This is a genomic window from Bradyrhizobium sp. CIR18 (assembly GCF_014198295.1).
In the GTDB taxonomy this organism is placed as follows: domain Bacteria; phylum Pseudomonadota; class Alphaproteobacteria; order Rhizobiales; family Xanthobacteraceae; genus Bradyrhizobium.
In genome coordinates, this window is sequence record NZ_JACIHF010000013.1 from 26,341 (window position 1) to 50,638 (window position 24,298).

A 24,298-nucleotide genomic window follows, 5' to 3' on the forward strand; every position below is an offset into this window, starting at 1 on the left:
CATGATTTACCAACCGGTGGCTCTCGCGATGATGGCTGACACCAAGGCTAGGACCTGGACGCAAATAAAATGTACGAGGTTCGCGGTCAGCGTAAGGTAGAAGGATCGGGGGTCTCCCTCTTCAATATTCCGAAAGATATCGGCCGATGAGAAGGCAAGCACGATTGCGAGGGCGCCAACCGTGAACCCGAGAAGGTTCGGAAGAACCCCAACAGCGATTTCCGCCGCCTTGACACTGTGTTCTTGTTTTTCATCCCGCGTCCAAAACACCAGACAGAACAGACCGAGGAGTATGGAAGTTTGAAAGTAGGGCGAGCGCAGCAATTCTCTAAGGCCGCCCGCGCCAAAATGCTCGCCCAGCTCATTTTGATATTCGAGTACCAAGAGGTGTTTATTCTCGAGAAAGACGAAGTTGAAGGAGCGGAAAGTTCGTATCCAGACTCTCCAGAATCTGGATTTCGTGCTTTTCCTTCGCCGTCGCCTCGCGATCTTCGGCCTGATTGAGCCATTTGCCTTCCCGATCGATCTCAGTCCAGACTAGGATGCGCCCGTAGAAGCTGGGTGGATCACTCTTCCGGTCTGCCGGGTTCGTTATTTTCGCCAAATCACTGCCCCAGAGCCGCACCGGAACATCCGCGGCAGCCTCAAACAGCTCCCTGTAGATTCCGTTTGGGTGGGGATCGGCCGCAATATTTGCGCTCCCCTGACTATTGTTAGCTCGCCCGCCATTGTGATCTCCTCAGCGGGCGGAATAATTCCCAATACATTGCCAATCCGCAACCACCGCGCGTGCAAACTGACGAGTTGAGCACAGCATTGCCGCAAACGTGCTGCGGTTTGGAGCGGGAAAGTCGAGGGATGCTGCCGTACGGATCGGTCTGTTGCGGGCAAGTCCCGGAGTTTTTCCGGGGAGCTTCCTAGATGTTACACCTCGAATTCCGGCGGGAACGGAGGGTTGCTGATGAGAAAAACGAACAAACAAGCAAAAGCGGCCCGCGTCCGTACGCTCCGTACGATCTCCTATTCCTTTTCTGTAATCCGGAGCAAACGAGAGGGGCGCGTCTCAATGATGCCGCGGAAGAGCTGCCAAGAGCGAGCGAGACAGATCCGCTGGGGCCTCAAGCTGCGGGTTTCTGCGAGGCTATGATCATAGTTGATGCGTATCGGACAAACATCAGGCGGGCAGGTGCCGGTGATTCGGCCCACGTAGCCACCAGATGCGGCTGGCAGGCCTGCAATAGCCACTTCATACTGGTTGAGCCGTGGCGAAGCGCGATGAGCATAGCTTTAATATCGTGATCACCGGGAGGATGACTTCATGAACTCGGTCATGAAGGGCTCGCCAATGCCGGGCCAAGCCGCTCGTCGATAAAACATCAGAGGCGGCGGACCTCGGCATCTCACAGGCCCCGCATGGGGGGCGTATCTCCTTTGATCAGCTAATCAGAATGGTTCTTTGTCGTTCGGACGGAAGATGCTAAGTCGCCGCGAGATCTCGGAGAAACCAACTTTACCAACTACTCGTTCCTCTTCGTCTTCGAAGACGTCGTTGCCCCAAACTTCGCGTATGATGTTCCTGACGTAAGCTGCCACGTTCGAGTCGCTCCATTTTGGATTCCCGGTGATCGATTGCGGCCAGGTATTGCTGCCGACCCTCAGGATCGTGCCGTCGTGCCTGAGAACCAAGGCGATCTCCTCAGATAGCTGGAATTCCTCGCGGAATTCCTTGGGATGGACGTCATCCTGATCTTCATCATAATCAAACTCTCCATCGAAGCTTATGACGAGTTCTGTCGACGACCGAAGGCGATCTTCCAGCTCGCTCGCTTCTAGCCAGTCAGCGCCCCATTTGATCAGTTTGCAAGCTCCGATGTCGCCTCCGCACTCGAGCAGGACTTCGCCAGATCTGGCCTGGCGTTCTTCATCCTTCACTGAGGTTGCGATCAATGCAGCCTGCTTAGTTGCCCACTGCGCAAGGGCCGGTGGTGTGGCGATAGGTTGAGCTGAATCCCGGGCTGCGGTGACGGCTTCGCCAAGCAGCACACCCTCAACGTGAAGACGAGCAGCGCGTAGCCCGGAAATGGTGACCCACCCGCCATCAGGCGAGAACGAGTGCCTTGAGGGTGCAATGAAAGCGCGGCCGAATACCTGGCCGTCGGAGCCACATATGGGCTGCATCAGGGCCCGGCCGACCTTCAGCGTTTCATCTTCAGAGCGGTCGCTGGTGGGATTGAGACGGCGCACCAGCTCGAAATCGCTGATCTTCAACCAGTCACCAGGTCGAGCAACAGGTTTTACTCTGTCTTCAGCGATCGTTGCGATCGCGATATCAGATTGGGGGCGACCGCACCGACGAGTGCATTCAAAGGCACCGTCTGTTTGCTGTACGAGTTGACGCGCAGCAAGCCGCCGACGTCATAGGGCGGATTTTTGAGCAAGACCTCGACACGCGTTCCCCCATCGACCGGAACGGGCTTGCCCGAAGCCGACGACAAGATCGGTCGAGAAGTTGTGCCACCGCGAAAGTCCAGCAGCCTTCCCGTTTCCTGGCCCTTGTCGCACCTTCGCGAGTACACGCGAACAACCGATCCGCGCAAGAAGACGGAGAAGAACCCGATCCCAAACCGACCGATGGCGTGCATGCCTGCGGCCATCAGTCCTGGAAACTCCTGCCTGGCGAGAGCGAGCGCCAAAATGTCGTTCCGAAATCGAGAAGCGGACCCGTCAGCACCTGTTCGGACATCCCGATCTCATTATCCTCGACAATGAGCCAGACCCGATCGGCCTCCGATACCAGGCCGACGCTGATGAGACCCCAGTCAGACGGGCGATTCTGAAATTTCCGCCTGGCCTGCACGGCGTCGGCGGCGTTCTGGATTAGCTCACGAAGCGGCACGGTCACGTCATGCCCGTAGAGCTTGGATCCGCCGAGGTTTTCGACAATGCGAGGAACATCCGAGACCTGCAAACGGGCGTCCACCGGGCGCCAGCCGCGGGTCTGGATCGTGCGTGCCAGCATTTCCGGGGATCCGGCGCCCTTCACCCGTTTCGCTCTCAGGACTTGGCGGCCACGGCCTTGCAGCAAGAGCTCGACATCCCGCAGTTCGCGATCAACGGCGTTGAGCGTGTCGCATGCGAGCCACCAAGCTTCAGCGTCATCGCGTCCAAACGGCTGACCGGTCGTGAACATCACCGCATCGGGCTCGAGGTGCGGGCGTGCAATGGGCTCCTGGAATGCCCAATGGAGTGCTGACACGCCACTTGGGTTTGTGACCGCCGAAGAAATCGTGGTGCGCGGCGGCTGTCGAGATGCAGAGCATCTGCGACGCGCAGGAGGCAGGCCAACTTTTACCGATCGACACAGTTGAGCGTCCGATTTGCCAATGCGCCGAGATCGCCTGAAAATTTCTGCTCCAGCCTCTGAACTGACCACCAATGGCTGTGGGCGATCTGACCAATGGTGGGTCCGTAGGAACGACGGAGCTCAGAGTCCTCGACGAGATAAATCTGAGATCCATCAGCCGCACGCCATGCTTGCTCGGCTAACACTTCAGCTCGTACAGCGTGAAGCTGACGAAGCACGTCCGGCACAACGCGTCGTACGATCTCGGCAGGCGGCTGTCGAGGTCGGATCTTGCGCTTCCTCCACTTCTGATGCCAGGGGGGGCGTGCAACGGTGTCCTTCCATGCTATGGTCGACGGGACCTCATCTAGCCCGCCGGGGTACGCAGCAAGGCTCATAGCTGCATCGTGAAGAAGAATGCTCTCTCCGAGAACGAAGCCTTCAGCAGGATTGACGTCGACGGCGCCTTCGGCGACGGCGGACGCCGTATCCCACAACGCGTCCAGATGGCTCACATCGTGCACTGTCATGCAGGGCAGGTCGGTCGCGATACGCGAAACCAGCAGAGCAGCGCGCTCGCGAATTGAGAGATACTGCACCCTAAAAAATTCTTGGTCTTCAATAGAGCTGTCGGAGCGCGGCTCCTGGAATGCCTGTCGCCAAAGCCACGTGTGACGGAAATCTGGTCCGCTGGCAGTCATGCCATCCTCGATACAAATGAAAACTCGCGTCGCTCACGGCGATGGCGCCGCAGCGAACTCAAATTGCGCCTCGCAGCCACCATGCGCGCAAACGGGCTTTTTCAGCGCGAGGGGCGTTGGAATTTTCTTCGTCCGCACTTGCTGCAGGCAAATTGGTTGCGGAAGGCCTTGAATTCCTCCCAACGGGCCTTTCGTCGCCGATCGAGCCGTTGCCGTAGAGACCGTCTTGAAAATGGCTTCCGAAATTCTCGATCGCGCCCATCGCTAGGCTATCGAGGAAGCGGTTATTGACGCCCTTCACTTGCGGCGGGGCGAGCTTTGCCTCCCTCAGGAAGCCTGCTAGCGCCGAAGCTAGTTCGCTGCGCTCCTAAGAGTAGGCCCGCTTCAGCGGCGGGATCCGTACGTTGATTCCAAAGTCACGACCGATGCTGAGCAGCCATTCCGCCTTGGCTTGGCGCATTTCATTGGCTGCAGCCTGGCCGTCTGCCCATCGCGCCTCGATCATCTCATCAGTGACTTTGTGATCGGCAAATCGGGGCCCGTACGCTGGGTCGAGGCCGATGATTTGGGTGAACTGCCAAGTCTTCGCTTCGAGCTGATCCTTCAGATACCTGAAGAACCGCTCGTCATGAGTCGTGATCAGCAGCTGGCAATCGCTGAACATGGCGGCAATCAATCCGGCGATCGTGCGTCGGTGATCGGCATCGTAGGACGTCACGATGTCGTCCAGTGCAACAATCGTCACGCGCGCATTTAACTGGTTGACCGCAGCTAACCACAGCGCGAGTGGCAGCGAGTGGATCTGGGAATCGCTCAGATAGCCGCCCGGTTGCACACCGTTGCGGTTCTCGGCGAAGTCGATCAGCAGATTGAACCACTGCTGGTTGGTGTTGTCTTCTGCCGGCAGCTCTAACCGGACCAGTGCCGCATTCGTGCCCTGGATCACCTTGTAGATTTCGTTCGTCGGGGCTCGTAGGCGGTCGAGCAGCGACTGTACTGTTCTCCGGATCTCCGCGGAAATTATCGCCGCCTGCGCCGTCAAGGCATCGGAGAGCTTGACCAACTCGCTGTGTGTACCGAGAGTAAGCTCGCTCTCGGCTTGAATCTCGATCAATCGATCGATCTTGGTTCGGGCCCTGACGTAGGTGTGGTCGCCCTGCCTGGACTCGATGTCCGTGATCGCCTGATCGAGGCTGGCCAGTAATTTGGCAATCTCTATGGTAATATCAACCGATGCCGGTGCGGCGCGCCCTGGCCAGCCGGAGATGTTCGCTTGATAGGCGCTGAGTGTGGTCTGAGCGCGGTCTCGTCCTCGTGCAACAGCCCGATTATGCCTGGCAGGGCCGCAGCCAATCGTGTCTGCGCCTTGCTAACGGAAGACTTAGCCGCATCGAGAGCCTTTTTTGCGGCAGCGTAATCTGCCAATTCCTCCAAATGCCTGGCGATATGACCACGAATCGCATCAGCGCTACCCGCCGTGGTGTTCGCGACTGGCGTGGCACAGACTGGGCAAACGTACGGCGCGGGGATGTCCTTCCGCAAATAGCGGTTCTGCCGCTTGCCAAAGCGCCTGAAAGGCCGTTTGTTGTCCTCCAGCTTTGCACGCTGGCTCAATTCGACGTAGGCCGCGTCATCGCTTTTGAGTGCGCCCAAAACCAGTGCCGGATCCAGAGGCACGAGGACCTGCGCATTCGCGTACGTCAGCACGGCTCTACCGTCCCAAAGCTTTGAGCGCCCTTGCCCGATCCGCGTACCACGCGAGCGCATCCTGTGCAGAAGCACAGGTGTTTCTGGACGGCCGGTCGACTATTTTCGGACTTTTGATTTAGACAGCAACGCGACGGCTTGACGAATTGAGCTAACCCCAAGTTTTGCCCGAGCATTATCCAGGTGAAAGGCGACGGTTCTCCGGGCGATGTCGAGAATTATCCCGATGTCACTGAAGGACTTACCTTGAGAAGACCATTCAAGACATTCCAGCTCGCGCGAAGAGAGCAAGACGCCGCCAACCATTCGCTCCGACTGTGCGGCTAGCTTGGCATGGGCGTGGAAGTACATCGCGATGACTCGCAAGATCGGGGCGTGAGTCCTTGTCGCTTGCTCGAATTCAATTCGCCGCCGGTCCGTGGGAAAGGTCACGGCCGCAATTGCACCCTTGTCGTGTATTGGAATCGTAAATCCGCACCGGATGCCAAACCTAGCGGCTTCTTCAAACAGCTCGCGCTCTATCTCGGCCCGAAACCGCGTTCCGAATTCGAGACCCCAGCGAAACGGTTGAGCGTGGCGTATCGCCTGACTAACGACCGGATCAAAACGCTCATAGTGGCGCCGCAGATAGTGCGCTGTCCACGATGGGAGATATGTCGATATGAGTTTGGGAGCACCATTCGGTTCATGAGTATTCTTAAGTGTGTGTTGGTCTGTGGTTTCGTTCAGTCGATCGATGGATTCTTAAATAGTGCGATATATCTTGGATGAGCGCACTCGGTCGGATTATCGGGTATTTGCCACCCTTGCATGCTGCTCCGCCTCTGGCTGATCATTGTTCGTCGTCATAGGCGTTCACGTGGTGAAAAGTCGCCTCGAACGTGACAATCGGCTAATGGATATATTCGTATGATTGGTCGCGAGAGTTACCAGAGAAACTTGTGCAACATGAACAAGGCGTCGTTCCGGATTGCCTATGGTCGTCATTCTGGTTCAATTTCGAGCTGGCGACGACTGTTGTTGTTCATCACTCCAAGCGGTGAAATACCCGACGGGAAGTACCGAGCGTTAACTCTCCTTTTTTTTCCTCGTACTGTTGATCTGGTGACGCATAATCTTAAGCCGCCTTTCCGTTAATGTCCTCTTTGCTCTTTCAGTCCAGCTTTCAAGTCATGCGATGTCTGATCAGCAGGTGTCAGAAAGCCTGGAAACTAAGCGTCCAGCGTTATTGACAGCGAGTCGTCGGTTGCACCTCGTCACATTGAGGATGCCGCGTACGAACCGGACGATAAGAGCTGCGGCAGTGCGAAATGTACTGTTGTGACGCGATTAGAACACGCTAACGGAGTGGGCGTGTGCGTTGGTTCGGTCCGTACAAAGTTTGCGCGCCGACAACGAACGCAATCTGTCAAGGTCATCATGCGAGCGGCGGAATGCTCCGCACCGCGACGTCACTGCATAATGCGATCGGTCGACGTTTCAGCAAGGCCCTGCAGGTCGAGAATGATTGGGGGCGAAGGTGGCAGGTCTCGTTTGGGGTTGATTGGCCACTTTTGAGGGTGACACTATTTGGAGGACTTTTATGAACATGGCTAAGAGCCTTTTGCTCGGTTCGGCCGCGGGTCTAATCGCCCTGGGCGGAGCGCGGGCCGCCGATCTCCCTGTTAAGGCCAAGGCGGTCGAATACGTGAAGATCTGCTCACTCTATGGTGCTGGGTTCTACTATATTCCAGGGACCGATACGTGCATTAGGCTCGGGGGGTATCTGCGCGCTGAGACGGCGTTCAACACCAATGGGGTTTACGCGTCAGGGCGAGTGAATGGCGTGGGCGGGGCTAACAATCGCCTGAGTAACTATTACACTTGGCGTTCTCGACAGGATCTGACCTTCGACACGCGCACTGCGACCGAATACGGAGTGGTCCGCACCTTCTCCCAAATGGACTTCACCTGGACCGGCGGGAGCTATAGCGGTACCGGAGCTGGCGGTACCGCCTACGCTGGTGACTTCCTTGCGGGTGGTTCGCTCAGCGTCATGTACGCGTTCATCCAATTCGCCGGTTTCACGTTTGGTAGAGCGCAGTCCCAGTTCTCCGCCCCCTGGAGCAACTATCCGGGGAATAACTTCGACGGTCTGCCGGGTGGCGGCGGTTGGGAGCCCGTGAATCAGTTCGCGTATACCGCGGACTTCGGTCAGGGCATCTCGGCATCTTTCTCGGCTGAGGATCAAGTTAGTCGCGGCACGACCAATATCTGGAACGTGAGCAGCGCGACCGCAGCGGGGCTTGCCACGGGCGCGTACGGTGCCAATGACATTGGTGGTTCGCGGGCTCCGGACCTCGTCGCAATGCTTCGTGTTGACCAGGCTTGGGGACTCTTCCAGGCATCGGTGGCCGCGCACGACAACCACGCTGCTTACTACGGCGCCACCGAGCTCACGGGTCATCCCGGAGACAAGTGGGGCTGGGCTGGCCAGCTGGCTTTGTCGGTCAAGAACATCCCGACTGGTGCGGGTGACACGATCAACGTCCAAGGCGTTTATACGAAAGGTGCAAGCCGTTACAACTTCCAGCCGTATGCTTCGACCGCTTTCGCGATGTACGGCGGCACAGGCTTGGCGAGTGCTTACCAGAGCGTCGGCTTGGCTGGTGTCTCCGACTCCGTATTTGTGACTGATGCTGGCCAGGAGCTGACCACGACCTATGGCTTCAACGGTGCCTATAACCACAACTGGGATCCCCACTGGAGCACCTCGCTCTACGGTGGATGGGGTGCTGTGCGGTACAACAACACTGCCAAGGGCTATATGTGCGGTGCCTTCGTCGCGAGCCTAGCGCTCTCTAGCGGAATTGGCGGCTGCAACCCTGACTTCAACTACGCGGTTGTTGGTACGATCACGCGCTGGACTCCGGTCAAGAATCTGACCTTCTCCGCCGATCTGACTTACACCGTGCTCGACCAGAAGTACGCGGCGGGAAGCACTGTGGTGTTGCCGGTGCAGGCAGGAATCGCCAAGCCCGGCGCCACCTACGAGCTGAAGGACCAGAACACGTTGAGCTTGCTGCTGCGGGCCCAGCGCACTTGGTGAGTCTCTGTTAACTAGTGGAAGGAGAAAAGGAAGGGCTCTGAAAAACTAGGGTTAACCTCCAGAAGGCCTCCGGCATGCCCGCCGGGGGCCTTTTAGAATTCTAACCCACTTGCTGGTCTGCCGCTGTTGCGGCTACACGGCCTCATCGGGTGAGATCGCGGAACCGCCCTCGGCTACTGTTCTATCGTCGCGGTCCTAGATCTATCATTCACAGTTTACTTCCTCATAGCGACGCCGCGTTTGCGCTAGTGGTTTTATGCACGAAACCGAAGGCATCGCCATTATGCCGGTTCAATCTGGGCGGCTGACGAAATTTGCGAACTGCACATTGTGCTGTATGGCGCAAGGAGCGCTTTGCTCTGCGCCGCCGATCAAGTCTGTAAGTTAGCGAGCTACTCCTGCGTAGATTCGCGAATGCGCGACGGTCCAAGTAGTCGTCAGCTAGGGTTGGTTTATCGAACCAAAAAAATAGCCGCCATATGTTGCAACATATTCCAGATTTGGTGTAGTAATTCCCCCACCAGAAGCATTTGGTCTACGAGGTCTTCGATGGTCAACCGCATGCAATTCTACATCGACGGGTCGTGGGTCGATCCGGTGTTCAAAAGCTCCAGACCTGTTGTCAACCCAGCGACCGAAGAGGCGATGTACGACGTTGCGCTCGGCTCTAAGGCCGATGTCGAGAAGGCCGTCGCCGCCGCGAAGCACGCCTTCCAGGCCTATTCCCAGACCGGGAAGAACGAGCGTCTCGCGCTGCTCGCAGAGATAATCGAGCGTTACAAGCGTCGCGCGAAGGAGATTGGTGCGGCGATTTCTGACGAAATGGGCGCCCCGCTGCCGTTTGCGGAGGAACTGCAGGCCGGTGTCGGGCTCGTCCAGTTTGTGAGCACATTGAACGTGCTGAAGGACTACAACTTCGAGGAGGCGATGGGCGCTACCGCGGTGTTGCGCGAACCGGTCGGCGTAGTTGGCATGATCACGCCATGGAACTGGCCGATAAACCAGATCACCTGCAAGGTCGCGCCGGCGCTTGCGGCCGGCTGCACCATGATTCTGAAGCCGTCAGAGTTCACGCCGACCTGTGCGCTGATCCTGACGGAGATCCTGCACGAGGCGGGCGTGCCTAAAGGCGTATTCAACCTGATTAATGGCCTTGGACCCGAGGTTGGCGCCGCAATCAGCGAGCACCCCGATATTGACATGGTTTCGTTCACTGGATCGACGCGCGCGGGTATCGATGTCGCCACGCGTGCAGCACCAACAGTGAAGCGCGTTAGCCAGGAGCTCGGTGGCAAATCACCGAACATCATCCTCGATGACGCCGATCTCTACAAGGCGGTTGCCGGTGGTGTAGTGAATATGTTCAGCAATTCAGGCCAGACCTGTAATGCGCCATCGCGAATGATCGTGCCACTGTCGAAGATGAAGGAGGTCGCTGCAATCGCGAAGGCTGTCGCCGACAAGACTAAGGTCGGCGATCCCCGGGCTGAGGGCACCACCATCGGGCCAGTCGTGAGCCGCAATCAGTGGGAGAAAATCCAGGCCCTGATCCAGAAGGGCATCGACGAAGGGGCGACACTAGTTGCCGGCGGTCCGGGCCTGCCCGAGGGCGTCAACAAGGGGTTCTTTGTCCGTCCAACCATCTTCGCCGAGGTTACCAACGACATGACGATCGCGAGGGAGGAGGTCTTTGGGCCCGTACTCACAATCATTGGTGCCAAAGATGAAGTGGACGCCATCAATATCGCTAACGACACTCCTTATGGCCTCGCGGGTTATGTATCGGCTGGCACGGTCGAGCGTGCGTGCAATGTGGCGCGGCGAATCCGTGCGGGCAACATTAACCTGCAAGGGGTGCCGAACGATCTTACCGCACCTTTCGGCGGCTACAAACAGTCTGGCAATGGCCGCGAATGGGGCAAATACGGTCTGGAGGAATTTCTCGAAGTGAAGGCCGTCGCAGGCGTTAACGCAGCCTAAGCCGTATTTGCGAACGGAGCGACATTTCACCATCAGAGACTGATCGCTCCGTCGCTGATGGCCAAGCCTTGTCAGCTTCTTAGCCGGGCTTACGAGGTCTGTGGATTTTGTGAGACGCATATCGCTTTGCGATCTGGGCGTTCGTCAGCAGTCGAATGGGCCTCGGCGAAGGCGGGCGTCGAAGTAGTGGTTGACAAACAATCACTATTGGCCGCCTCGGCCCCCATGTTTCGCAAGGACGACGTCGCTTTTCGTGACGCATTCAGTAGGCAACTCGGTATTTTGATCGAGAACGGCACTTACGAGAAGCTCTGGGCCTAAGTATGGTGCTCCTCATGGGGATGAGATGGCTCCTCTGCTTGCCAAGCTAACTAAGGCACGGATATTGTGCCAAGCTAGGAGTAGCAGGCCTCTGCGGAGAGGCTCGTGTGCTAAGACCCTCTATGTGCTGACTCACATAACGGAAATCGCGATCTTCTCGGCAAAGCCTTCCAATGCGCTTGGGGGCCTTGGCCTGTAGCTGCGCAAACCCTCCTTCGAGTGCCGAGCGACCGATGGGCGCAGAAGGCGGCGGCGGCGCAAGGCAACAGCGCACGCCTTTCGAATTGATTTCACCTGATTGTCGAGAGCCGGCCAAAGATTCATCCCGATCTCCTTGCCGAGCGCCAGTGCTCGTCGACTATCACCGATCTGTCTACCCTGGTGTCCAACTATGATGCACGCATTAGGCTAGATTGGTTGGCGCTGCTTTGTTGGGTCGTCCGAAGCCAAAGACCTAAACCAACCGCGTAACGCCGGCGCCCGACAATTCCAGTTCGGTATTGATCCTCTCCAAAATGGTATTAGCCGCGCGACGCGCTAGTCGCCGAAAATGCACGAAGTTCTTCAAGGGATGCTGCGTCGTCATGGCGAGAACGTCTCGGATTGGAAAATCGAGCGCCTGATCAATGCCGCAGTGAAGGAGCGGCTGACCTTCTATAGGTGCCGCGCGTGGTCCAATTCGTCGACGAACTGCAGCGTGGTCCATCGCAACGGATCAAGAAAAGAGAGACCGTCATTGACCTAGAAGGCGCATGAGACGCGGAGAGAGCCGGCGTGAAGCCGGCGCGGATTGGTTTAAGGAGTGAGAATGACAGGCCAGAAGTTTGCCCACCGACCCGAAGATCTGCTGTCGGAGATGCACGGGCGCGTATTAGTCCTGACGATCAACCGACAGAAGAGCCATGACTCATGGACTAATGCAACGCGTGAGGAACTCAGGCGGCTGCTGCTCGCCGCCGATCATGACGCTAATGTAGAGGCGGTCATCCTCACAGGCGCAGGAAACAAGGCGTTCTGCGCCGGCCAGGACCTCTCGGAAATTGAGGAATTCCCTGACGGCGGAAGGATGGACGTCGGTTTGAACTTCTTATCGCGTGCTACGACGCCGTAAGACAATTCAGCAACCGCTCGTAGCGGCCTTAAATGGAATCGCAGCGGGGTCCGGCTTCCAGATCGCGCAGTTCTGTGATTACGTCGTTGCTCATCCAAAAGTGAAATTGGGCCAACGGAGGTGAGTGCGGGGCTCCCGAGTGTGTTTGGCACCTGGCTGATGTGGGAACGGATCGGCAGCCGTGCGTTGAACTTGCGTTGCAGGGTCGTCTCATGAATGCCGCCGAAGCTAAGCAACCTGGTTTCGTCAATAAGATCGTGGAGCAGTCGAACGTGCACGATGCTGCGTTGGACGCCGCTCGCCGCCTAGCGAAGCAGCCTCGCCTGGCGTACAGGCGTAAGGGCAAGCTGCGGCCGTCAGGCGGCGTGGTTCCATAGCATAAGCGCGTCGATTTCGCTGCTCGACCAGCAGTTGGCGTTACGCTGCAGCGTTAGGCTGAGCCAGTCGAACGGATCGACGTTGTTCATTTCGCCGTCTGCAGCAGTGTTGCGATGGTCGCCCAGGTTCGTCCGCCGCCGTCGCTGCCCGCGAAGAGGCTATTCTTTCTTGTAATTGTCTGTGGTCTGATGGCGCGCTCGACGATGTTGGAGTCGAGCTCAATGCGGCCGTCGGTGAGGAAGCGTTCGAAAAGGGGGCGGCGCGAGACGGCGTAGCGGATTGCCTCGGCCAGCTTTGATTTACCGGAGATCCGCCGCAAGGTCTGCTGCCAGAGATCGAAGAGATCTGCGACGACCGCTGCGGAGGCTTGTTGGCGCGCAGCAACGCGTGCACCGGGGCTTTGGCCTCGCACGGTCTTCTCGACTTGCCAGAGCTTTGCCATCCGTTCGACCGTCGTCGTTGCCACTTTCGAGCTTCCTGCAAACAGCTCGTAGAACTTGCGCCTGCTGTGTGACCAGCAGCCGGCCAACGTGATGCCATCATTGCCGCGATCGGGGCGCGCCAACTTGTTATAGGCGGCGTATCCATCAACCTGCAGGATGCCGCGATAACCATTGAGATGCCGGGCCGCGCATTCGCCGGCGCGGCTATCTTCGAAGCGATACGCCACCATCGGCGGACCGCTGCGGCCAAAGGTTCGGTCATCTCGGGCATAGGCTCATAAGTAGGCCGTCTTCGTCGATCCGGAGCCTGGAGCGAGGGTCGGCAAGGTGGTTTCGTCGGCAAAGATCCGATCCGCCTTCTTGACCTCGCTGAAGATGTAGTCGGCCACGATCTCAAGCTCGAAGCCGAGCTTGCCCATCCATTGCGCCATCAGCTGGCGATCAAGTTCGACTTGGTCGCGCGCGTAGATGGCCTCTTGCCGGTAGAGCGGCTGGCCATCGGCGTACTTGGAGACGGCGATCTGGGCCAGAAGGGCTTCGGTCGGAATGCCACCTCGATGATGTGGGCTGGGGCCGGCGCCTGGATCACGCCGTCCGCGTGAAGGCATACTTGGGACGGCGCGTGACGATCACACGGAACTTGGCGGGCCCCACATCCAGACGCTCCGATACGTCCTCGCCGATCAGCACCTTCTGCTTGCCGGCATGCTCAGCCAACGCTTCCGGCTCAATGACAATCTCGATCCGTTCCAGATGGGGCGCAAAGCCCTTGCGCCGGCGCGGTGCACGCTTGCCATCCGTTTGGGCATGCCCCTTGCTGACCTGAGCCTTGATCGCAGCGATGCCGGACTCGATCTCCTCGAAGACAAAGGCCTGCTGTTCATCGTCGCCGTTCGCCGAGCCGAGCTTCTCCGATCGTCGGCCGAACCGGGCGCGGTCGAAGGTCTTCAGGATCTGTTTCAGCCGCTCGATGCGCGCATCGGCATCGGCGTTGCGGGCTTTGAGATCGTCGACCTCGCTCTCCAGAGCATCGACACGGGCCGCCTTCCCGGCCATGGCAAGCACCATGGCCTTCATCTCTACGTCATTCGGGAGGCGGAGATCGGGCGGCGACATTGACCCGACCAGAGCACATTTTGCTCCAGTTCTCTCGTCCTTTCAGGCCATTGATTCACTTCGCCGCAGTGCTTTTACCCAACAATCTCCGGCGGCTTAACGCCATAGTCCGGACCCGCTTCCAATCCATCCCGTCCACGAGCGCCATCAACTGCGCCGGATTCAGCTGCACCCGATGATGCCCGATCCGCGGCCAGCAGAACTTCGCCTGCTCGAGACGCTTTAAATAGAGGCACACGCCGGAGCCATCCCGCCACACGATCTTGATTCTGTCGGCTCTTTTGGCCCGGAACGCGTAAAGCGCCCCATCGAACGGATCTGAGCCGGCATCGCGCACCAGCGTAACAAGGCCATCGATACCCTTGCGGAAGTCGACCGGATGGCTGGCGAGGAACACCTTCACACCAGAGGGGATCATGCCGATCGGACCGCCCGGATCACCCGCTGCAAATGCGCCTCGTCGAGATGCCGGCCGGCGCGCACGACCACTCGCCAATGGCAATCTCGATCACTGACATGCACGCCATCGCGGCTTCGCAACTCGAAAGCTGCGAGGGGTAAGTTCGTTCGGCCCGCGCATCACGGCGCCAGGCGAACAGCTGCGACGGGTGAATGCCGATCCGGCGGGCAATCGCCGATACGCTCGCGCCGGGCTCAAGCGCCTCTGCCGCAACTTGCGCCTTGAACTCGTCCGACCAGCGTCGGCGAAGCTGCCGCGGCGCTCCCTCAAGACGCTCGGCGACCGCTTCGATCATATGGAAGGTTCTAGTTTCAGAACTAGGCGCAGACATAGAAGCTCACATCGGCTCACAGACCCCGCAGCCGATAGCAGATCGTTCACCCACTCCGCCAGATGGGATCTCTTTGCCGCTTACCTTTGAGTCAATGCCATGACAGAAGATCAGACGTTTGCTCACAATCCGGAGGATCTTCTTTCCGAGGTGCATCAGGGGGTGATGGTTCTCACGATCAACAGGCAATCGAGCCACAACTGTTGGACGCAGGCTCTGCGACCAGCGGCAGCGTCGTTCAGGGCAGCAACAATCTGCTGAGCATGTCATAGCAAGAAGGAATACGCTCAAAGTACGTTCAAACAGGTGCGCCGCCGGGCAATTTCGCTTACGTTAGGTGTGAGGCTCGGGAGACGGAGGTAAGTGTGGACATACTTTTCGGCACTTGGATCATGTTGGCGCGGAGCGGTAGTCGGGCGTACGAACCGGCGCTACGAGCCAGCTTCTGGACGTATTATCAGCGAGCTGGTTGCGCACATCTAGTGTGCTCTCGGCCTGACCACCGGACGAGGGTTCCGGCGCAGCTGTTGAAAGCGAGTTCACCGGCGGCTCTCGATTGGGCTTCGGCTCCACAAATCCTGCCTTGGGCTATCGAGTACGGCAGGGCTACTCGATACGACACGGTGGAGCGAAATACATGGTTGCTTCATGAATTGGGCCGCGATGCACTTCGCTCGTACGAGCTGCTACTGGGGTCTGAACTCCCGCCAACCAAAAGGCGTGGCTACCTCATTCTCCATTTCTCGGAGCGCGAAGCGCAAGCAGCAATTCGCTTGAACGCGATTCGAACCTCTTTCGGCGCGGCTGTCCGGATGGTTTCTGAGGCAGATATCGTTCAGATGGAGCCGGTTGTTCGCGGGGTAACGAAAGCTGCTACCTTCGTCGAAAAAGCCGGCGGCATTCGTGCTCAGGCTCGCTGAAGTGTTCATGCAGCGTGGTGGTCTGTTTCGCTGCGAACGCGTCCACAATTTGGAATGTAAGGCAAATGGCAAGCTGACGGTCAGGAGTTCTCGCGACACCTACTTGCCCGAGACAGTGATTATCGCGACCGGCGCCCACGCGAACCAAATGCTCGCGCAGTGCGGTCACAGAATCCCGCTTATCGCTGAGCGAGGTTACCACCTTGAACTGGATGTCGAGCCTGAATTTATCAGCAGGCCACTTAGTCTGCCGAACCTGGGTGTCGTCCTCGCGCCGAGCGAACGAGGAGCACGGATAGCCGGCTTGAGCCACTTTGGCTTGCCGGGTTTAAGATCCAGACCGCGGTTACTCTCATCTGCACTGGATCGAGCACCCAAACTGCTGCCGATGCTTAGTCCCCGACCCGGTTGCCGCATTTGGAGTGGGGAACGCGCTGCAACACCCGACTCGCTGCCGGTGGTTGAGCAGGTTCCTGACCAGCCTCGTATATAGTGGTCACTGGGCACGGCCACGGAGGACTTACCGCGAGCGCCGTCACGGCCAGAATCCTTGCCGACCTCGTGATGGGCAAGGGGTCTAGCTATTCGCGCCAACTCAGTTCAGAGCGTTTTCAAGTTAGAAGACACACACGTTGTTGGATTTGACGCTGCGGCGGTCCGTGCCAGCTTCGTGTCGCGCGCTATCGCAACCTCGGGCGATCGGATCGATGACGCTGGATGTTGATCTCGCCACGCCGAATTTCTTGCCAGCGCTCTGCTGGCTTTGGCGGAGGTCTGCACTTGCCGTGAGCAGACGGTGGCCGACTCAGTTAGTCTCGGGCAACTTGATGGCAGATTGTTGTAGTTCTATAGTCAAAAGATGGATGTCAGACACTTCCGTTATTTTGTGGCCGTTGCCGAACTTAGCTTCGCGGGAGCCGCTCGCGACTTAAATATGAGCCAGCCGCCTCTTTCGAAACGGATTGCCGATTTGGAAGGAGCGCTGGGCGTCAAGCTGTTTGACCGAACTAACAAGAAGGTTGAACTAACCACAGCGGGTGAGGCTTTCTTACCGCAGGCGCGCGCTGCTGTGCAAGCATTCGATGCTGCGCTGCGGGTAGCTCGGTCGCTGTCGCCGAGCCAATCACGGCGCATTCAGATCGCACTTCCCTCCGAAACGTCCCGAGGAGTTCTGTCGGCAATCGTAAGCCGCCTAAAACAAGAGCAGCTAGAATTACATCTTATTGAGGCGAACACGGCGGAGCAACTTCGTCTGTTAGCGGCTGGTGGCATAGACGTCGGTGTTTTCCGTTACCCGTTCAAAAAACAGGGGCTTTGGGTAGGGCAGCCTCTTGGCGTCATCATCGCTGCTGAGCGTCCACTTGCAACTGTTGATAAAGTGCACCTTAGCGACTTGAGTCCGTATCCGCTGGTACAATTTTAGCGTCATTTCAACCCTGGCCTTCGATGAAATTCTCAAGCTTTGCCGTGCCGGTGGTTACGTCCCCCATCGTATTCTGTATAGCGCCAGGATGACAAAAGTCTTTCTTAGGACAGAATCTGCAGTGGCGATCGCGACGGAACAATTTGCGAAGCGACCCGGTGAAGCCGCGTCGACAGAATTTATCTGGAGACCTCTCGAAGGCTCGCCACTCCATTGGTGGACATCAGTAGTCTGCAGATCAGATGAGTGCGTTGGAGTAGCTCGCGCGGCTGTCAATGTGATATTTTCTTCTCTGCAGCAACACGAAAACTGGATCCTGATGCCGCGCCCGGCCACAGCTCACCGCGAACTCAGAAGACACAAGGGCCGCCGGGCGGGGGCAGCCGAAAATGCCTAGTGAAGCCGCCCGTGCATCGAATGTTGCTGATTAAGCGGTCGTGAAAGCCAGCTTACGAAAGACTTCAAAACCGTCGAGACGAATGTATCCCCACACTTGCCTCATATGAGCAAGTTACACGGCTGTCTTGGCCTGGGTGGCAACCAATTCCGGTTCGGTATTGTATTTCGTCAAATTGGTATTGGTATCAAGTGAAAGGACTGCTCAATATTCCTACGTCTGGCTTGCCGAAAACGGACTGCGCTTCAGAAGGATAAGCCGGCGAACTCCGATTGTCACCGAGATATACTTGGTGCGCGGTTGATTTTACCCACTTACCAGAGGTTCCATAGATGCCCCCCGAGAACCGGCGCGAGATCTGCTACAGCAACGAGTGGCCGATGCGCAGTGCTGGATCGATGCGTTGGAGGCAGCGTGTAAAACTCTCACAGTGGGGCAGCTCGTCTCGACGCAAGCGCGAACGTACGGCTCTGTCACCGCTATCGACATCTTCGATCGTAACGAGCGGGCGACGTACTCCGAGATGGATCGCTGGTCCAACAAATACGCCCATGCACTATGTTCCTTCGGCGTGCGCAAAGGTGATCGCATTGGGGTGATGCTTCCCAATCACATTCAATTCCCACTTCTTTGGTTCGCCCTCGCAAAACTAGGTGCGGTGCTCGTTCCGGTGAACATGCGCTACACCCACAGGGAGATCGAATATGTTCTGAGCGACACGCAGGCTAAATTCGCGATTGTTGATGAATCGGCATGGCCTGTGTTCTCCGCGATGGACCCGTGGCCGCGAAACCTCGCGAAGGGGCAAACGATTGTTGTTGGAACTTCTGCGAAGTTCGCAGCTACGACCCTCGATGACCTGCTCAAGGGTATCCAAGACTCACCGGTGGACAAGGATGTACGCCCCGATGACTTGCTCAATGTCGCATACACCTGTGGGACGACAGGCTTCCCGAAGGGATGCATGTTGACGCACGATTATTGGGGCGTCGGCTCCTACGGCTCGAGCGCGACGCAGTATCAGCCGTGCACCCGTTTTCTGTCTTGGTCTCCTTTCTTCTACGGGGAGACGCAAGGGCAGCTTCTGAGGTCGTATCGACAAGGCGGCACGCTGTACTTGGCTCCACAGATGAGCTCGTCGCAATTTATCGGTTGGCTGAAGAGGTACCATATCGAATGGTGCGCGTTTCTCGAGTTTGTAACGCGACAGCCCGCCGCCGATGACGCGTCGACGTGCGTGAAGCTAATCCGATGCTGCAGCGGTTGGAGTCGCGGCTCGATAGAGCGTTTCCGTGGCAGGTTTGGCGCCCGTGGCCAGAACATGTACGGGACCATGGAAATCGGATGGTGCACTATCGTCCCCGCCGATTTCGACCACGTGGACCAATGTGGTTCGATCGGAATGCGCGCGCCGTTTCGGGCGCTGCGGCTGGTTAGCGATGACGGTACTCCCACTCCGGTCGGTGAGGTTGGCGAGCTGTGGGCAAGCGGTCGTGGGATGTTCAAGGGGTATTGGAATCGACCGGAGGCGAATGCTGAATCGTTCTCAGGGGAGTGGTTTAAGACCGGCGATATGATGCGCCGCGACGAATTCGGCTTTTACTGGCTGGTGGGCCGCACGAAGGATGTGATTCGACGCTCCGGGGAGAACATTGCTGCGCGCGAGGTCGAAGCCGTCATCCGCGAGATTGCCGAGATCGAAGATGTGGCTGCTGTCCCCGTTCGAGATGCCAAACGCGGCGAGGAGGTCAAGGTATACGTGCAGCTTAAGGAAGGGCGTTCGCCCAAGGATTCGCCCGCGGAGCGCATTCTAGAGCATGCACGCGCTCGTCTTGCCGTTTTCAAAGTGCCCCGTTACGTTGCTTTCATTGAAGCGCTTCCCAGACGACGACCAGCAACAAAGTTCTGAAACGAGAGTTGGTAGCCGCGAGCGAACCGCTTGCCGTTACCTACGATGCCGAGCAGAAGCGCTGGCATTAAGTGATTCGTTTACCCCGCTCCCGCGTGTGACTCAATTCGCTACATGGAGCAGTTCAGCTTTCGATCGCATTCCGGCGGGTCCAATCGAGCTGTGCTTGAGCCTTCAGCCTGGCAGCATGAATCAGGCTTGATCGGATCGTCCTCGCCCGACCGATCGTAAGCAGTTCTGAGTTCGTTGCGCTTGACGCGAATCCTGGGGAGGTTGCTCATACGTATCGCCGAAAATGAGAACACGTTTGGGAGAGCAAGCAGCTCGATCAATCGCGCGTGCCCGTCGAGGCGAAGAGCTCTCAGTTTATGCGTTGGATGCAGCTTTAAAAAAAAATCGATTTGAGTATGTTGCCATTTCCATCAGTCTCGTCTATATTTGATGCATCAAATATTGGGGCGGGTCCGAGCGGCGCGCGTTGGAGTTAGTGTGGCTGCGAACACGCGTCACCGGTATCGCTTCGGGAGCGACATATGAGTTCGAGGACACCTTTGTAATAACCGAGCAGGGGGCCCGTTTGCTAACCTTGGGCTTCCCCCCTCAAGAGATTCCCGTCATTGGTCAGCATTTAGGCTTAAGGAAGGTGTACTGCTTTCGAGCGGCCGGTCAAAATGCATGACGCGTAGATGTGCGAAACTCAGTGTAGCTATTAACTTCGCTAAGTCTCGAAAAAGCCGGGGAGGTCACGTGAAGAATGATTGACCAGCAGCTTTATCAAGCACCGACGATCGGCGAGCTCATCATTATTGCGCTTCAAAAATTCAAGGACCGGATTGCCTTCAAGGAAGCGGGCCGGACCGTTACCTATGGTGAACTAGAGGTCTTGATCGGAAGAGCAGTGGCCGTGCTCCAAGCGCTCGGAATCCGAAAGGGCGACGCCGTCGCGCAGATCGCAAGCAATGCTACCGAAATCTTTGCGGTTACGGCTGCCTGTTACATTGGCGGATGCAAGTCCGTTACACTTCAGGCCACCTCAAGCATCAATGATCATATCTACGCTGTTAAAGATTCCGATGCGACCCTCGTTATTGTCGATGACGAGCATATCCGCAACGGCCTCGAGATTAAGAAGACTATCGGAGGCAAAATCGAAGTTAAGTCCCATCAGACCGGTAACCACGAAATCGGCCCATTTTGGACCGACCAGATCAAGTCAAAACTGCCGCTGATGACCGATGTGGCACCGGAAGATATCATCCGTCTGGCCTATACCGGCGGTACAACCGGTTTACCCAAAGGAGTCATGGCCTCGAGCCGATCGCTCGCCAGTTGTGCGCTCAATTATATGGCGGGACAGCCTTGGGAGAGGAACCTCAATTATCTCTGTGCAACGCCCATGTCGCACGGGGGCGGGTCGATCATTCTGCCCACCCTTCTGAAGGGCGGTTGCACTTTTCTGCAGAAGAAATTCGATCCAAGCGAGGTCATCCGCGTCATCGAGCAGGAGAGCATCACGAGGATGATGGCTGTGCCCACCATGATATATGCCTTGCTGGACCATCCGGGCATCTCGAGTGCCAAGCTGAAGAGCATGCGCCGTATTCTCTACGGAGCGGCCCCAATCTCGCCGGTCAGACTTCGTGAAGCGCTCCGGGTCTTCGGTCCGGTATTCATCCAAGGCTATGCGCAGACCGAAGCGCCTTCAACTGTACTGATCCTTAGCCAAGAAGATCATCTAACGGGAGAAGAAAAGCGCCTAGAGTCGGTCGGTACACCTTATCCTGGCATCCGGGTCAAGTTGCTGGATGATAACTGTCGACCGGTGGTTAAAGGACAAATCGGCGAAATCTGCGTACGTGGACCGTTGGTCATGTCAGGTTACTGGAAGAAGCCCGAGTTGACTGAGGAAACTCTGCGTGGCGGTTGGCTCCATACAGGTGATCTAGCCTACCAGGATGAGCAGGGTTACTTTTTCATCGTGGATCGCAAGAAGGATATGATCATCTCGGGCGGAGTAAACATCTATCCAAAAGAAGTCGAGAATGCCCTGACAACGCACCCGGCAGTCGCAACGGCAGCAGTCATCGGAATACCTGATGAGAAATGGGGCGAGGCGGTCAAGGCAATCGTTGTTCTCCGCCTTGGCGAGACGGTGTCCTCGGAGGAGCTAATCGCCTTTACGAAAAAGTTGAAGGGCCCGGTGCAGGCTCCGAAATCAGTCGACATCGTGGAGGCCCTGCCGCTGACCGGTCTGGGCAAGATCGACAAGAAAGCACTCAGGGCGCCCTACTGGGAGGGAGCTACTCGTCAGGTAAACGGATGATGTCAGGTCGACAGCGATCTGCGCGACTAGTCCCCATCGCAATTGCTGGAGGGCCGAAGAGCATGATGGAGATTTTCAAACCGGATCTATACGGCCCGCGAGGCACCACGTCTGCACCAGACTATCCTTCCCTCAAGGGCGGCAAATGCGCCCACTGCGGCTACGTGTTTTTCCCCTTTCAGGCTTACGGTTGTGAGGTATGCGGAGCGAGTAGCCATGCTTTGAGGCCATTAGCCCTGAGCGGTTGCGGCACATTGATCGCGTCAGCGAAGGTGCACATTCACAATCCGCCTGCGAACGCGTCCAATATGGGATTGCCTCAGGCACCCTTCATGATCGGTTCGATTAAGCTTGACGATGGTCCGACGATACGCGCGTTCCTTGTCGATGTCGATGAGGGGCCCCTGATAGGTGGCCAACGAATGGTGAGTAAGCTGGTCCCACTCGGTGGTGGCCCCAAGACCGTTTTCGACCTGCGTTTCACCTCAGCCCGCTGATCAAAGAGCCAGACTTAGATGGCGAAATTCCTTAAGGACTTACGTCCTGTTTATGTAGTCGGAATCGGCTGGCACCGGTATCAACCGCTCAGCGACACGCCATACGTGACGCTCGGGCTCGGAGCAATACGACAGGCTCTCACGGATGCCCGTATCGCCTGGTCGGACGTTGAGTCATCCTATATTGGCACCGGTCGTCTCGGGATGGCATCGGGCCGGCCGATGTTGAAGCATCTCGGCGACACGGGGCGCCCGCTCGTGCATATCGAAAATGCTTCTGCCTCAGGTTCTGCTGCTTTTCGGCACGCTTGCATCGAGGTAGCGGCGGGTATCTCCGACCTGTCCTTAGCCGCCGGCGTAGACAAACCGCCTCCTGCGCAGCGACCCAAAACTGGCATCGACAGTCTAGCGGACGATTTCATCGTTCCTTTTACTCATTTCGCGCTTTTGACGAACGAATATGCGCAGAAGCACGGAGTTGAGCCAGAGGACATTGCCTTGGTGGCGGTCAAGAATCATCGCAATGGGTCGTTAAATGCCAACGCTCATCGACAGCAGGAACGCTCGCTTGAGGAGATTTTGTCCGGAAAGCGAGTGTCCGGCACGCTCACGACGTTGCAGTGCTGCCCTGTTGGCGAAGGTGCTGCTGCGGTGATCATCGCCTCTGAAGATGCCATCAAGCGCCTTAGTATTGATGCACGGCGCGTCGTCCGGGTTTCGGCGTCAGCGGCATCCAGCGAACGCCCTGGGCCGCATGCAACCGTTGACGCAGTGATCACGCAAGCCACCATCGCCGATGCGCTACAACAGGCCGGTCTAACGCCAAAAGACCTAGACGTGCTGGAACTCCACGATGCATTCACGGTCGAGGAGCTGGAATACATCGAGGCCATGGGAATTTGTCAGCCGGGCCACGCGATCCATCTGCTCAAGGACCATGCCTTCGATATTGGTGGCCAGATAGCCGTCAGTCCTTCAGGCGGCTTGATCGCTATGGGGCATCCGCTCGGTCCGACCGGCATCGGGCAGATCGGCGAGATCGCGATGCAGCTGCGTGGCGGGGCCGGCGCCCGGCAGCATAAGGGCGCGAAGATTGGCTTGGCTCACATGGTTGGGTTGGGAGCTGTCTGCTATGCTCACGTGTTGATAAAGCCGTAGCGCGGCGTTGCCGCGCCAGCTTCCACTAACGCCGGTGTGTCAACATCGCGGTCTAATCACGAGAAGCTAGGTCGATGATTTGCCCCATATAGCTTGCATGTTGAATTCATCAATGCCCAGCGCGAGGCGTCACGCCTATTGCACTACTCGTACCTTCGCGTTTAGTCGCACTCGCTGGCGCTGAAGCGGTTGTCAAAAGAAGAGAAGATCAGCAATGACAGCTAGTCGAGAGCAGCATTCCACGAAATAGCGCTGGGCAGCGGACGCTTGTGCAGCGTATATTTGAGCGAGGGTTCCGGTTAGTTGGGGATGACGGCGATCGCCTTTGGGGGGCGATGTTTTTGCGCAAAATGATCGGCGTCATAGGCTGTGTCGGCGATGATGACATCGGCGGGGCAGTCCTTCAATTGATGCGGCGGCCTGCGCATCGCCATTTCGACGTGAGCGTGAACCGGACAGGATATCCCAGACCGTCAACGACCAATATGCATCTTCGTGCTTCCGCCGCGACGCGAACGGCCATTTCGATGCAAAGCGCGCCTTCCACAGACATCCGGTTGTCCGGCCTGGTTGAGCCTTCGTGGTCGGGCCGGCAGCGGCGCCGTTCGCTCCGGGCCGCGTCGCTCAACACCAAAACGATCCATCACACTCCAACGCCGTCTCCAAAAAAGAAGCCTTGAATATGATTGCCC

At 57.5% G+C, this 24,298-nt stretch carries 23 protein-coding genes and 3 pseudogenes; 12 read left to right on the forward strand and 14 right to left on the reverse strand.

Going from position 1 to position 24,298, the window contains the following annotated elements; all coding sequences use genetic code 11:
- Nucleotides 1-6: 6 nt before the first annotated feature.
- The 10 genes from GGD65_RS30505 to GGD65_RS30525 all read right to left on the reverse strand — a co-directional run bounded on the left by GGD65_RS30505 (nucleotide 7) and on the right by GGD65_RS30525 (nucleotide 6,489).
- Nucleotides 7-384 carry a hypothetical protein gene (locus tag GGD65_RS30505; RefSeq protein ID WP_183237657.1) on the reverse strand — a complete coding sequence of 126 codons (378 nt, stop codon included), beginning with the start codon at nucleotides 382-384 and terminating at the stop codon, nucleotides 7-9.
- A 7-nt stretch (nucleotides 385-391) separates the two neighbouring features.
- Entirely contained in the window at nucleotides 392-691 is a 300-nt protein-coding gene (locus GGD65_RS30510; protein ID WP_409362771.1) for a hypothetical protein, read from the reverse strand.
- Nucleotides 692-1,443: 752 nt separating this feature from the next.
- Entirely contained in the window at nucleotides 1,444-2,268 is an 825-nt protein-coding gene (locus GGD65_RS39985; RefSeq protein ID WP_210317361.1) for a hypothetical protein, read from the reverse strand.
- Nucleotides 2,269-2,294: 26 nt separating this feature from the next.
- Nucleotides 2,295-2,654 (reverse strand): hypothetical protein, encoded by a 360-nt coding sequence (locus GGD65_RS39990; protein ID WP_210317363.1) that lies wholly within the window; start codon nucleotides 2,652-2,654, stop codon nucleotides 2,295-2,297.
- Nucleotides 2,654-3,190 (reverse strand): hypothetical protein, encoded by a 537-nt coding sequence (locus tag GGD65_RS39995; RefSeq protein WP_210317365.1) that lies wholly within the window; start codon nucleotides 3,188-3,190, stop codon nucleotides 2,654-2,656. Before GGD65_RS39995 ends, GGD65_RS39990 begins: the two co-directional genes overlap by 1 nt.
- Nucleotides 3,191-3,348: 158 nt before the next feature.
- Nucleotides 3,349-4,044 (reverse strand): hypothetical protein, encoded by a 696-nt coding sequence (locus GGD65_RS40000; protein ID WP_210317367.1) that lies wholly within the window; start codon nucleotides 4,042-4,044, stop codon nucleotides 3,349-3,351.
- 58 nt (nucleotides 4,045-4,102) lie between these two features.
- A complete protein-coding gene (locus GGD65_RS40375; RefSeq protein ID WP_246783450.1) occupies nucleotides 4,103-4,306 on the reverse strand; it encodes a hypothetical protein in 204 nt (67 codons plus the stop codon).
- Between the two features lie 105 nt (nucleotides 4,307-4,411).
- A complete protein-coding gene (locus GGD65_RS40380) occupies nucleotides 4,412-5,158 on the reverse strand; it encodes a hypothetical protein (protein WP_246783451.1) in 747 nt (248 codons plus the stop codon).
- 101 nt (nucleotides 5,159-5,259) lie between these two features.
- Nucleotides 5,260-5,751 carry a hypothetical protein gene (locus GGD65_RS40385; RefSeq protein WP_246783452.1) on the reverse strand — a complete coding sequence of 164 codons (492 nt, stop codon included), beginning with the start codon at nucleotides 5,749-5,751 and terminating at the stop codon, nucleotides 5,260-5,262.
- Between the two features lie 99 nt (nucleotides 5,752-5,850).
- Nucleotides 5,851-6,489, reverse strand: a complete 639-nt coding sequence (locus GGD65_RS30525) for a LuxR family transcriptional regulator (RefSeq protein WP_312017749.1) — start codon at nucleotides 6,487-6,489, stop codon at nucleotides 5,851-5,853.
- 844 nt (nucleotides 6,490-7,333) lie between these two features.
- On the opposite strand from GGD65_RS30525, the gene GGD65_RS30530 reads away from it, so the two are divergent.
- The 5 genes from GGD65_RS30530 to GGD65_RS41190 all read left to right on the forward strand — a co-directional run bounded on the left by GGD65_RS30530 (nucleotide 7,334) and on the right by GGD65_RS41190 (nucleotide 12,628).
- On the forward strand, nucleotides 7,334-8,839 hold the full coding sequence (locus tag GGD65_RS30530) for a porin (protein WP_183237659.1): 1,506 nt from the start codon (nucleotides 7,334-7,336) through the stop codon (nucleotides 8,837-8,839).
- A gap of 549 nt (nucleotides 8,840-9,388) precedes the next feature.
- Nucleotides 9,389-10,819: an aldehyde dehydrogenase family protein gene (locus GGD65_RS30535; RefSeq protein WP_183237660.1), complete on the forward strand. Its 1,431-nt coding sequence runs from the start codon at nucleotides 9,389-9,391 to the stop codon at nucleotides 10,817-10,819.
- A 1,129-nt stretch (nucleotides 10,820-11,948) separates the two neighbouring features.
- Nucleotides 11,949-12,251 (forward strand): enoyl-CoA hydratase/isomerase family protein, encoded by a 303-nt coding sequence (locus GGD65_RS30540; RefSeq protein WP_183237661.1) that lies wholly within the window; start codon nucleotides 11,949-11,951, stop codon nucleotides 12,249-12,251.
- Nucleotides 12,235-12,375 (forward strand): enoyl-CoA hydratase-related protein, encoded by a 141-nt coding sequence (locus tag GGD65_RS41185; RefSeq protein WP_183237662.1) that lies wholly within the window; start codon nucleotides 12,235-12,237, stop codon nucleotides 12,373-12,375. Before GGD65_RS30540 ends, GGD65_RS41185 begins: the two co-directional genes overlap by 17 nt.
- Nucleotides 12,376-12,412: 37 nt before the next feature.
- Nucleotides 12,413-12,628, forward strand: coding sequence for an enoyl-CoA hydratase-related protein (locus GGD65_RS41190; RefSeq protein WP_409362765.1), 216 nt, complete (start codon nucleotides 12,413-12,415; stop codon nucleotides 12,626-12,628).
- Here the strand turns inward: GGD65_RS41190 and tnpC are convergent.
- The 3 genes and pseudogenes from tnpC to GGD65_RS40390 all read right to left on the reverse strand — a co-directional run.
- Nucleotides 12,608-14,188: pseudogene (gene tnpC, locus GGD65_RS30555) on the reverse strand (IS66 family transposase). The gene GGD65_RS41190 and the pseudogene tnpC sit on opposite strands and share 21 nt — an antisense overlap.
- Nucleotides 14,189-14,243: 55 nt before the next feature.
- Nucleotides 14,244-14,606 (reverse strand): IS66 family insertion sequence element accessory protein TnpB, encoded by a 363-nt coding sequence (gene tnpB / locus GGD65_RS30560; RefSeq protein ID WP_183237664.1) that lies wholly within the window; start codon nucleotides 14,604-14,606, stop codon nucleotides 14,244-14,246.
- A 163-nt stretch (nucleotides 14,607-14,769) separates the two neighbouring features.
- Nucleotides 14,770-14,943: pseudogene (locus GGD65_RS40390) on the reverse strand (transposase); the annotation flags it as partial.
- Nucleotides 14,944-15,506: 563 nt separating this feature from the next.
- Between GGD65_RS40390 and GGD65_RS30570 the strand changes: the two are divergent.
- The 7 genes from GGD65_RS30570 to GGD65_RS30600 all read left to right on the forward strand — a co-directional run bounded on the left by GGD65_RS30570 (nucleotide 15,507) and on the right by GGD65_RS30600 (nucleotide 23,606).
- Complete coding sequence (locus GGD65_RS30570; protein WP_183237666.1) at nucleotides 15,507-15,899, forward strand: FAD-dependent oxidoreductase; 393 nt, start codon at nucleotides 15,507-15,509, stop codon at nucleotides 15,897-15,899.
- A gap of 7 nt (nucleotides 15,900-15,906) precedes the next feature.
- Nucleotides 15,907-16,392 carry an NAD(P)/FAD-dependent oxidoreductase gene (locus tag GGD65_RS41195; protein ID WP_409362772.1) on the forward strand — a complete coding sequence of 162 codons (486 nt, stop codon included), beginning with the start codon at nucleotides 15,907-15,909 and terminating at the stop codon, nucleotides 16,390-16,392.
- A 366-nt stretch (nucleotides 16,393-16,758) separates the two neighbouring features.
- Nucleotides 16,759-17,322 carry a LysR family transcriptional regulator gene (locus GGD65_RS30580; protein ID WP_183237668.1) on the forward strand — a complete coding sequence of 188 codons (564 nt, stop codon included), beginning with the start codon at nucleotides 16,759-16,761 and terminating at the stop codon, nucleotides 17,320-17,322.
- Nucleotides 17,323-18,092: 770 nt separating this feature from the next.
- Entirely contained in the window at nucleotides 18,093-19,628 is a 1,536-nt protein-coding gene (locus GGD65_RS30585) for a class I adenylate-forming enzyme family protein (RefSeq protein ID WP_312017746.1), read from the forward strand.
- Between the two features lie 754 nt (nucleotides 19,629-20,382).
- Nucleotides 20,383-21,951, forward strand: coding sequence for an AMP-binding protein (locus GGD65_RS30590; protein ID WP_183237669.1), 1,569 nt, complete (start codon nucleotides 20,383-20,385; stop codon nucleotides 21,949-21,951).
- A gap of 62 nt (nucleotides 21,952-22,013) precedes the next feature.
- Nucleotides 22,014-22,448, forward strand: coding sequence for a Zn-ribbon domain-containing OB-fold protein (locus GGD65_RS30595; protein WP_210317369.1), 435 nt, complete (start codon nucleotides 22,014-22,016; stop codon nucleotides 22,446-22,448).
- A gap of 18 nt (nucleotides 22,449-22,466) precedes the next feature.
- A complete protein-coding gene (locus tag GGD65_RS30600) occupies nucleotides 22,467-23,606 on the forward strand; it encodes a thiolase family protein (protein ID WP_183237670.1) in 1,140 nt (379 codons plus the stop codon).
- Between the two features lie 231 nt (nucleotides 23,607-23,837).
- On the opposite strand, the pseudogene GGD65_RS40395 reads toward GGD65_RS30600, so the two are convergent.
- Nucleotides 23,838-24,127, reverse strand: a pseudogene (locus tag GGD65_RS40395) (IS5/IS1182 family transposase); the annotation flags it as partial.
- Nucleotides 24,128-24,298: the final 171 nt, after the last annotated feature.

Bases quoted from the DNA above. Each gene is read 5' to 3' on its own strand.
- GGD65_RS39990 (WP_210317363.1), bottom strand. From the start codon at position 2,654: ATGGCCGCAGGCATGCACGCCATCGGTCGGTTTGGGATCGGGTTCTTC.
- GGD65_RS39995 (WP_210317365.1), bottom strand. From the start codon at position 3,190: ATGTTCACGACCGGTCAGCCGTTTGGACGCGATGACGCTGAAGCTTGG.
- GGD65_RS40000 (WP_210317367.1), bottom strand. From the start codon at position 4,044: ATGACTGCCAGCGGACCAGATTTCCGTCACACGTGGCTTTGGCGACAG.
- GGD65_RS40375 (WP_246783450.1), bottom strand. From the start codon at position 4,306: ATGGGCGCGATCGAGAATTTCGGAAGCCATTTTCAAGACGGTCTCTAC.
- GGD65_RS30530 (WP_183237659.1), top strand. From the start codon at position 7,334: ATGAACATGGCTAAGAGCCTTTTGCTCGGTTCGGCCGCGGGTCTAATC.
- GGD65_RS30535 (WP_183237660.1), top strand. From the start codon at position 9,389: ATGGTCAACCGCATGCAATTCTACATCGACGGGTCGTGGGTCGATCCG.
- GGD65_RS30540 (WP_183237661.1), top strand. From the start codon at position 11,949: ATGACAGGCCAGAAGTTTGCCCACCGACCCGAAGATCTGCTGTCGGAG.
- tnpB (WP_183237664.1), bottom strand. From the start codon at position 14,606: ATGATCCCCTCTGGTGTGAAGGTGTTCCTCGCCAGCCATCCGGTCGAC.
- GGD65_RS41195 (WP_409362772.1), top strand. From the start codon at position 15,907: ATGCAGCGTGGTGGTCTGTTTCGCTGCGAACGCGTCCACAATTTGGAA.
- GGD65_RS30580 (WP_183237668.1), top strand. From the start codon at position 16,759: ATGGATGTCAGACACTTCCGTTATTTTGTGGCCGTTGCCGAACTTAGC.
- GGD65_RS30590 (WP_183237669.1), top strand. From the start codon at position 20,383: ATGATTGACCAGCAGCTTTATCAAGCACCGACGATCGGCGAGCTCATC.
- GGD65_RS30595 (WP_210317369.1), top strand. From the start codon at position 22,014: ATGATGGAGATTTTCAAACCGGATCTATACGGCCCGCGAGGCACCACG.
- GGD65_RS30600 (WP_183237670.1), top strand. From the start codon at position 22,467: ATGGCGAAATTCCTTAAGGACTTACGTCCTGTTTATGTAGTCGGAATC.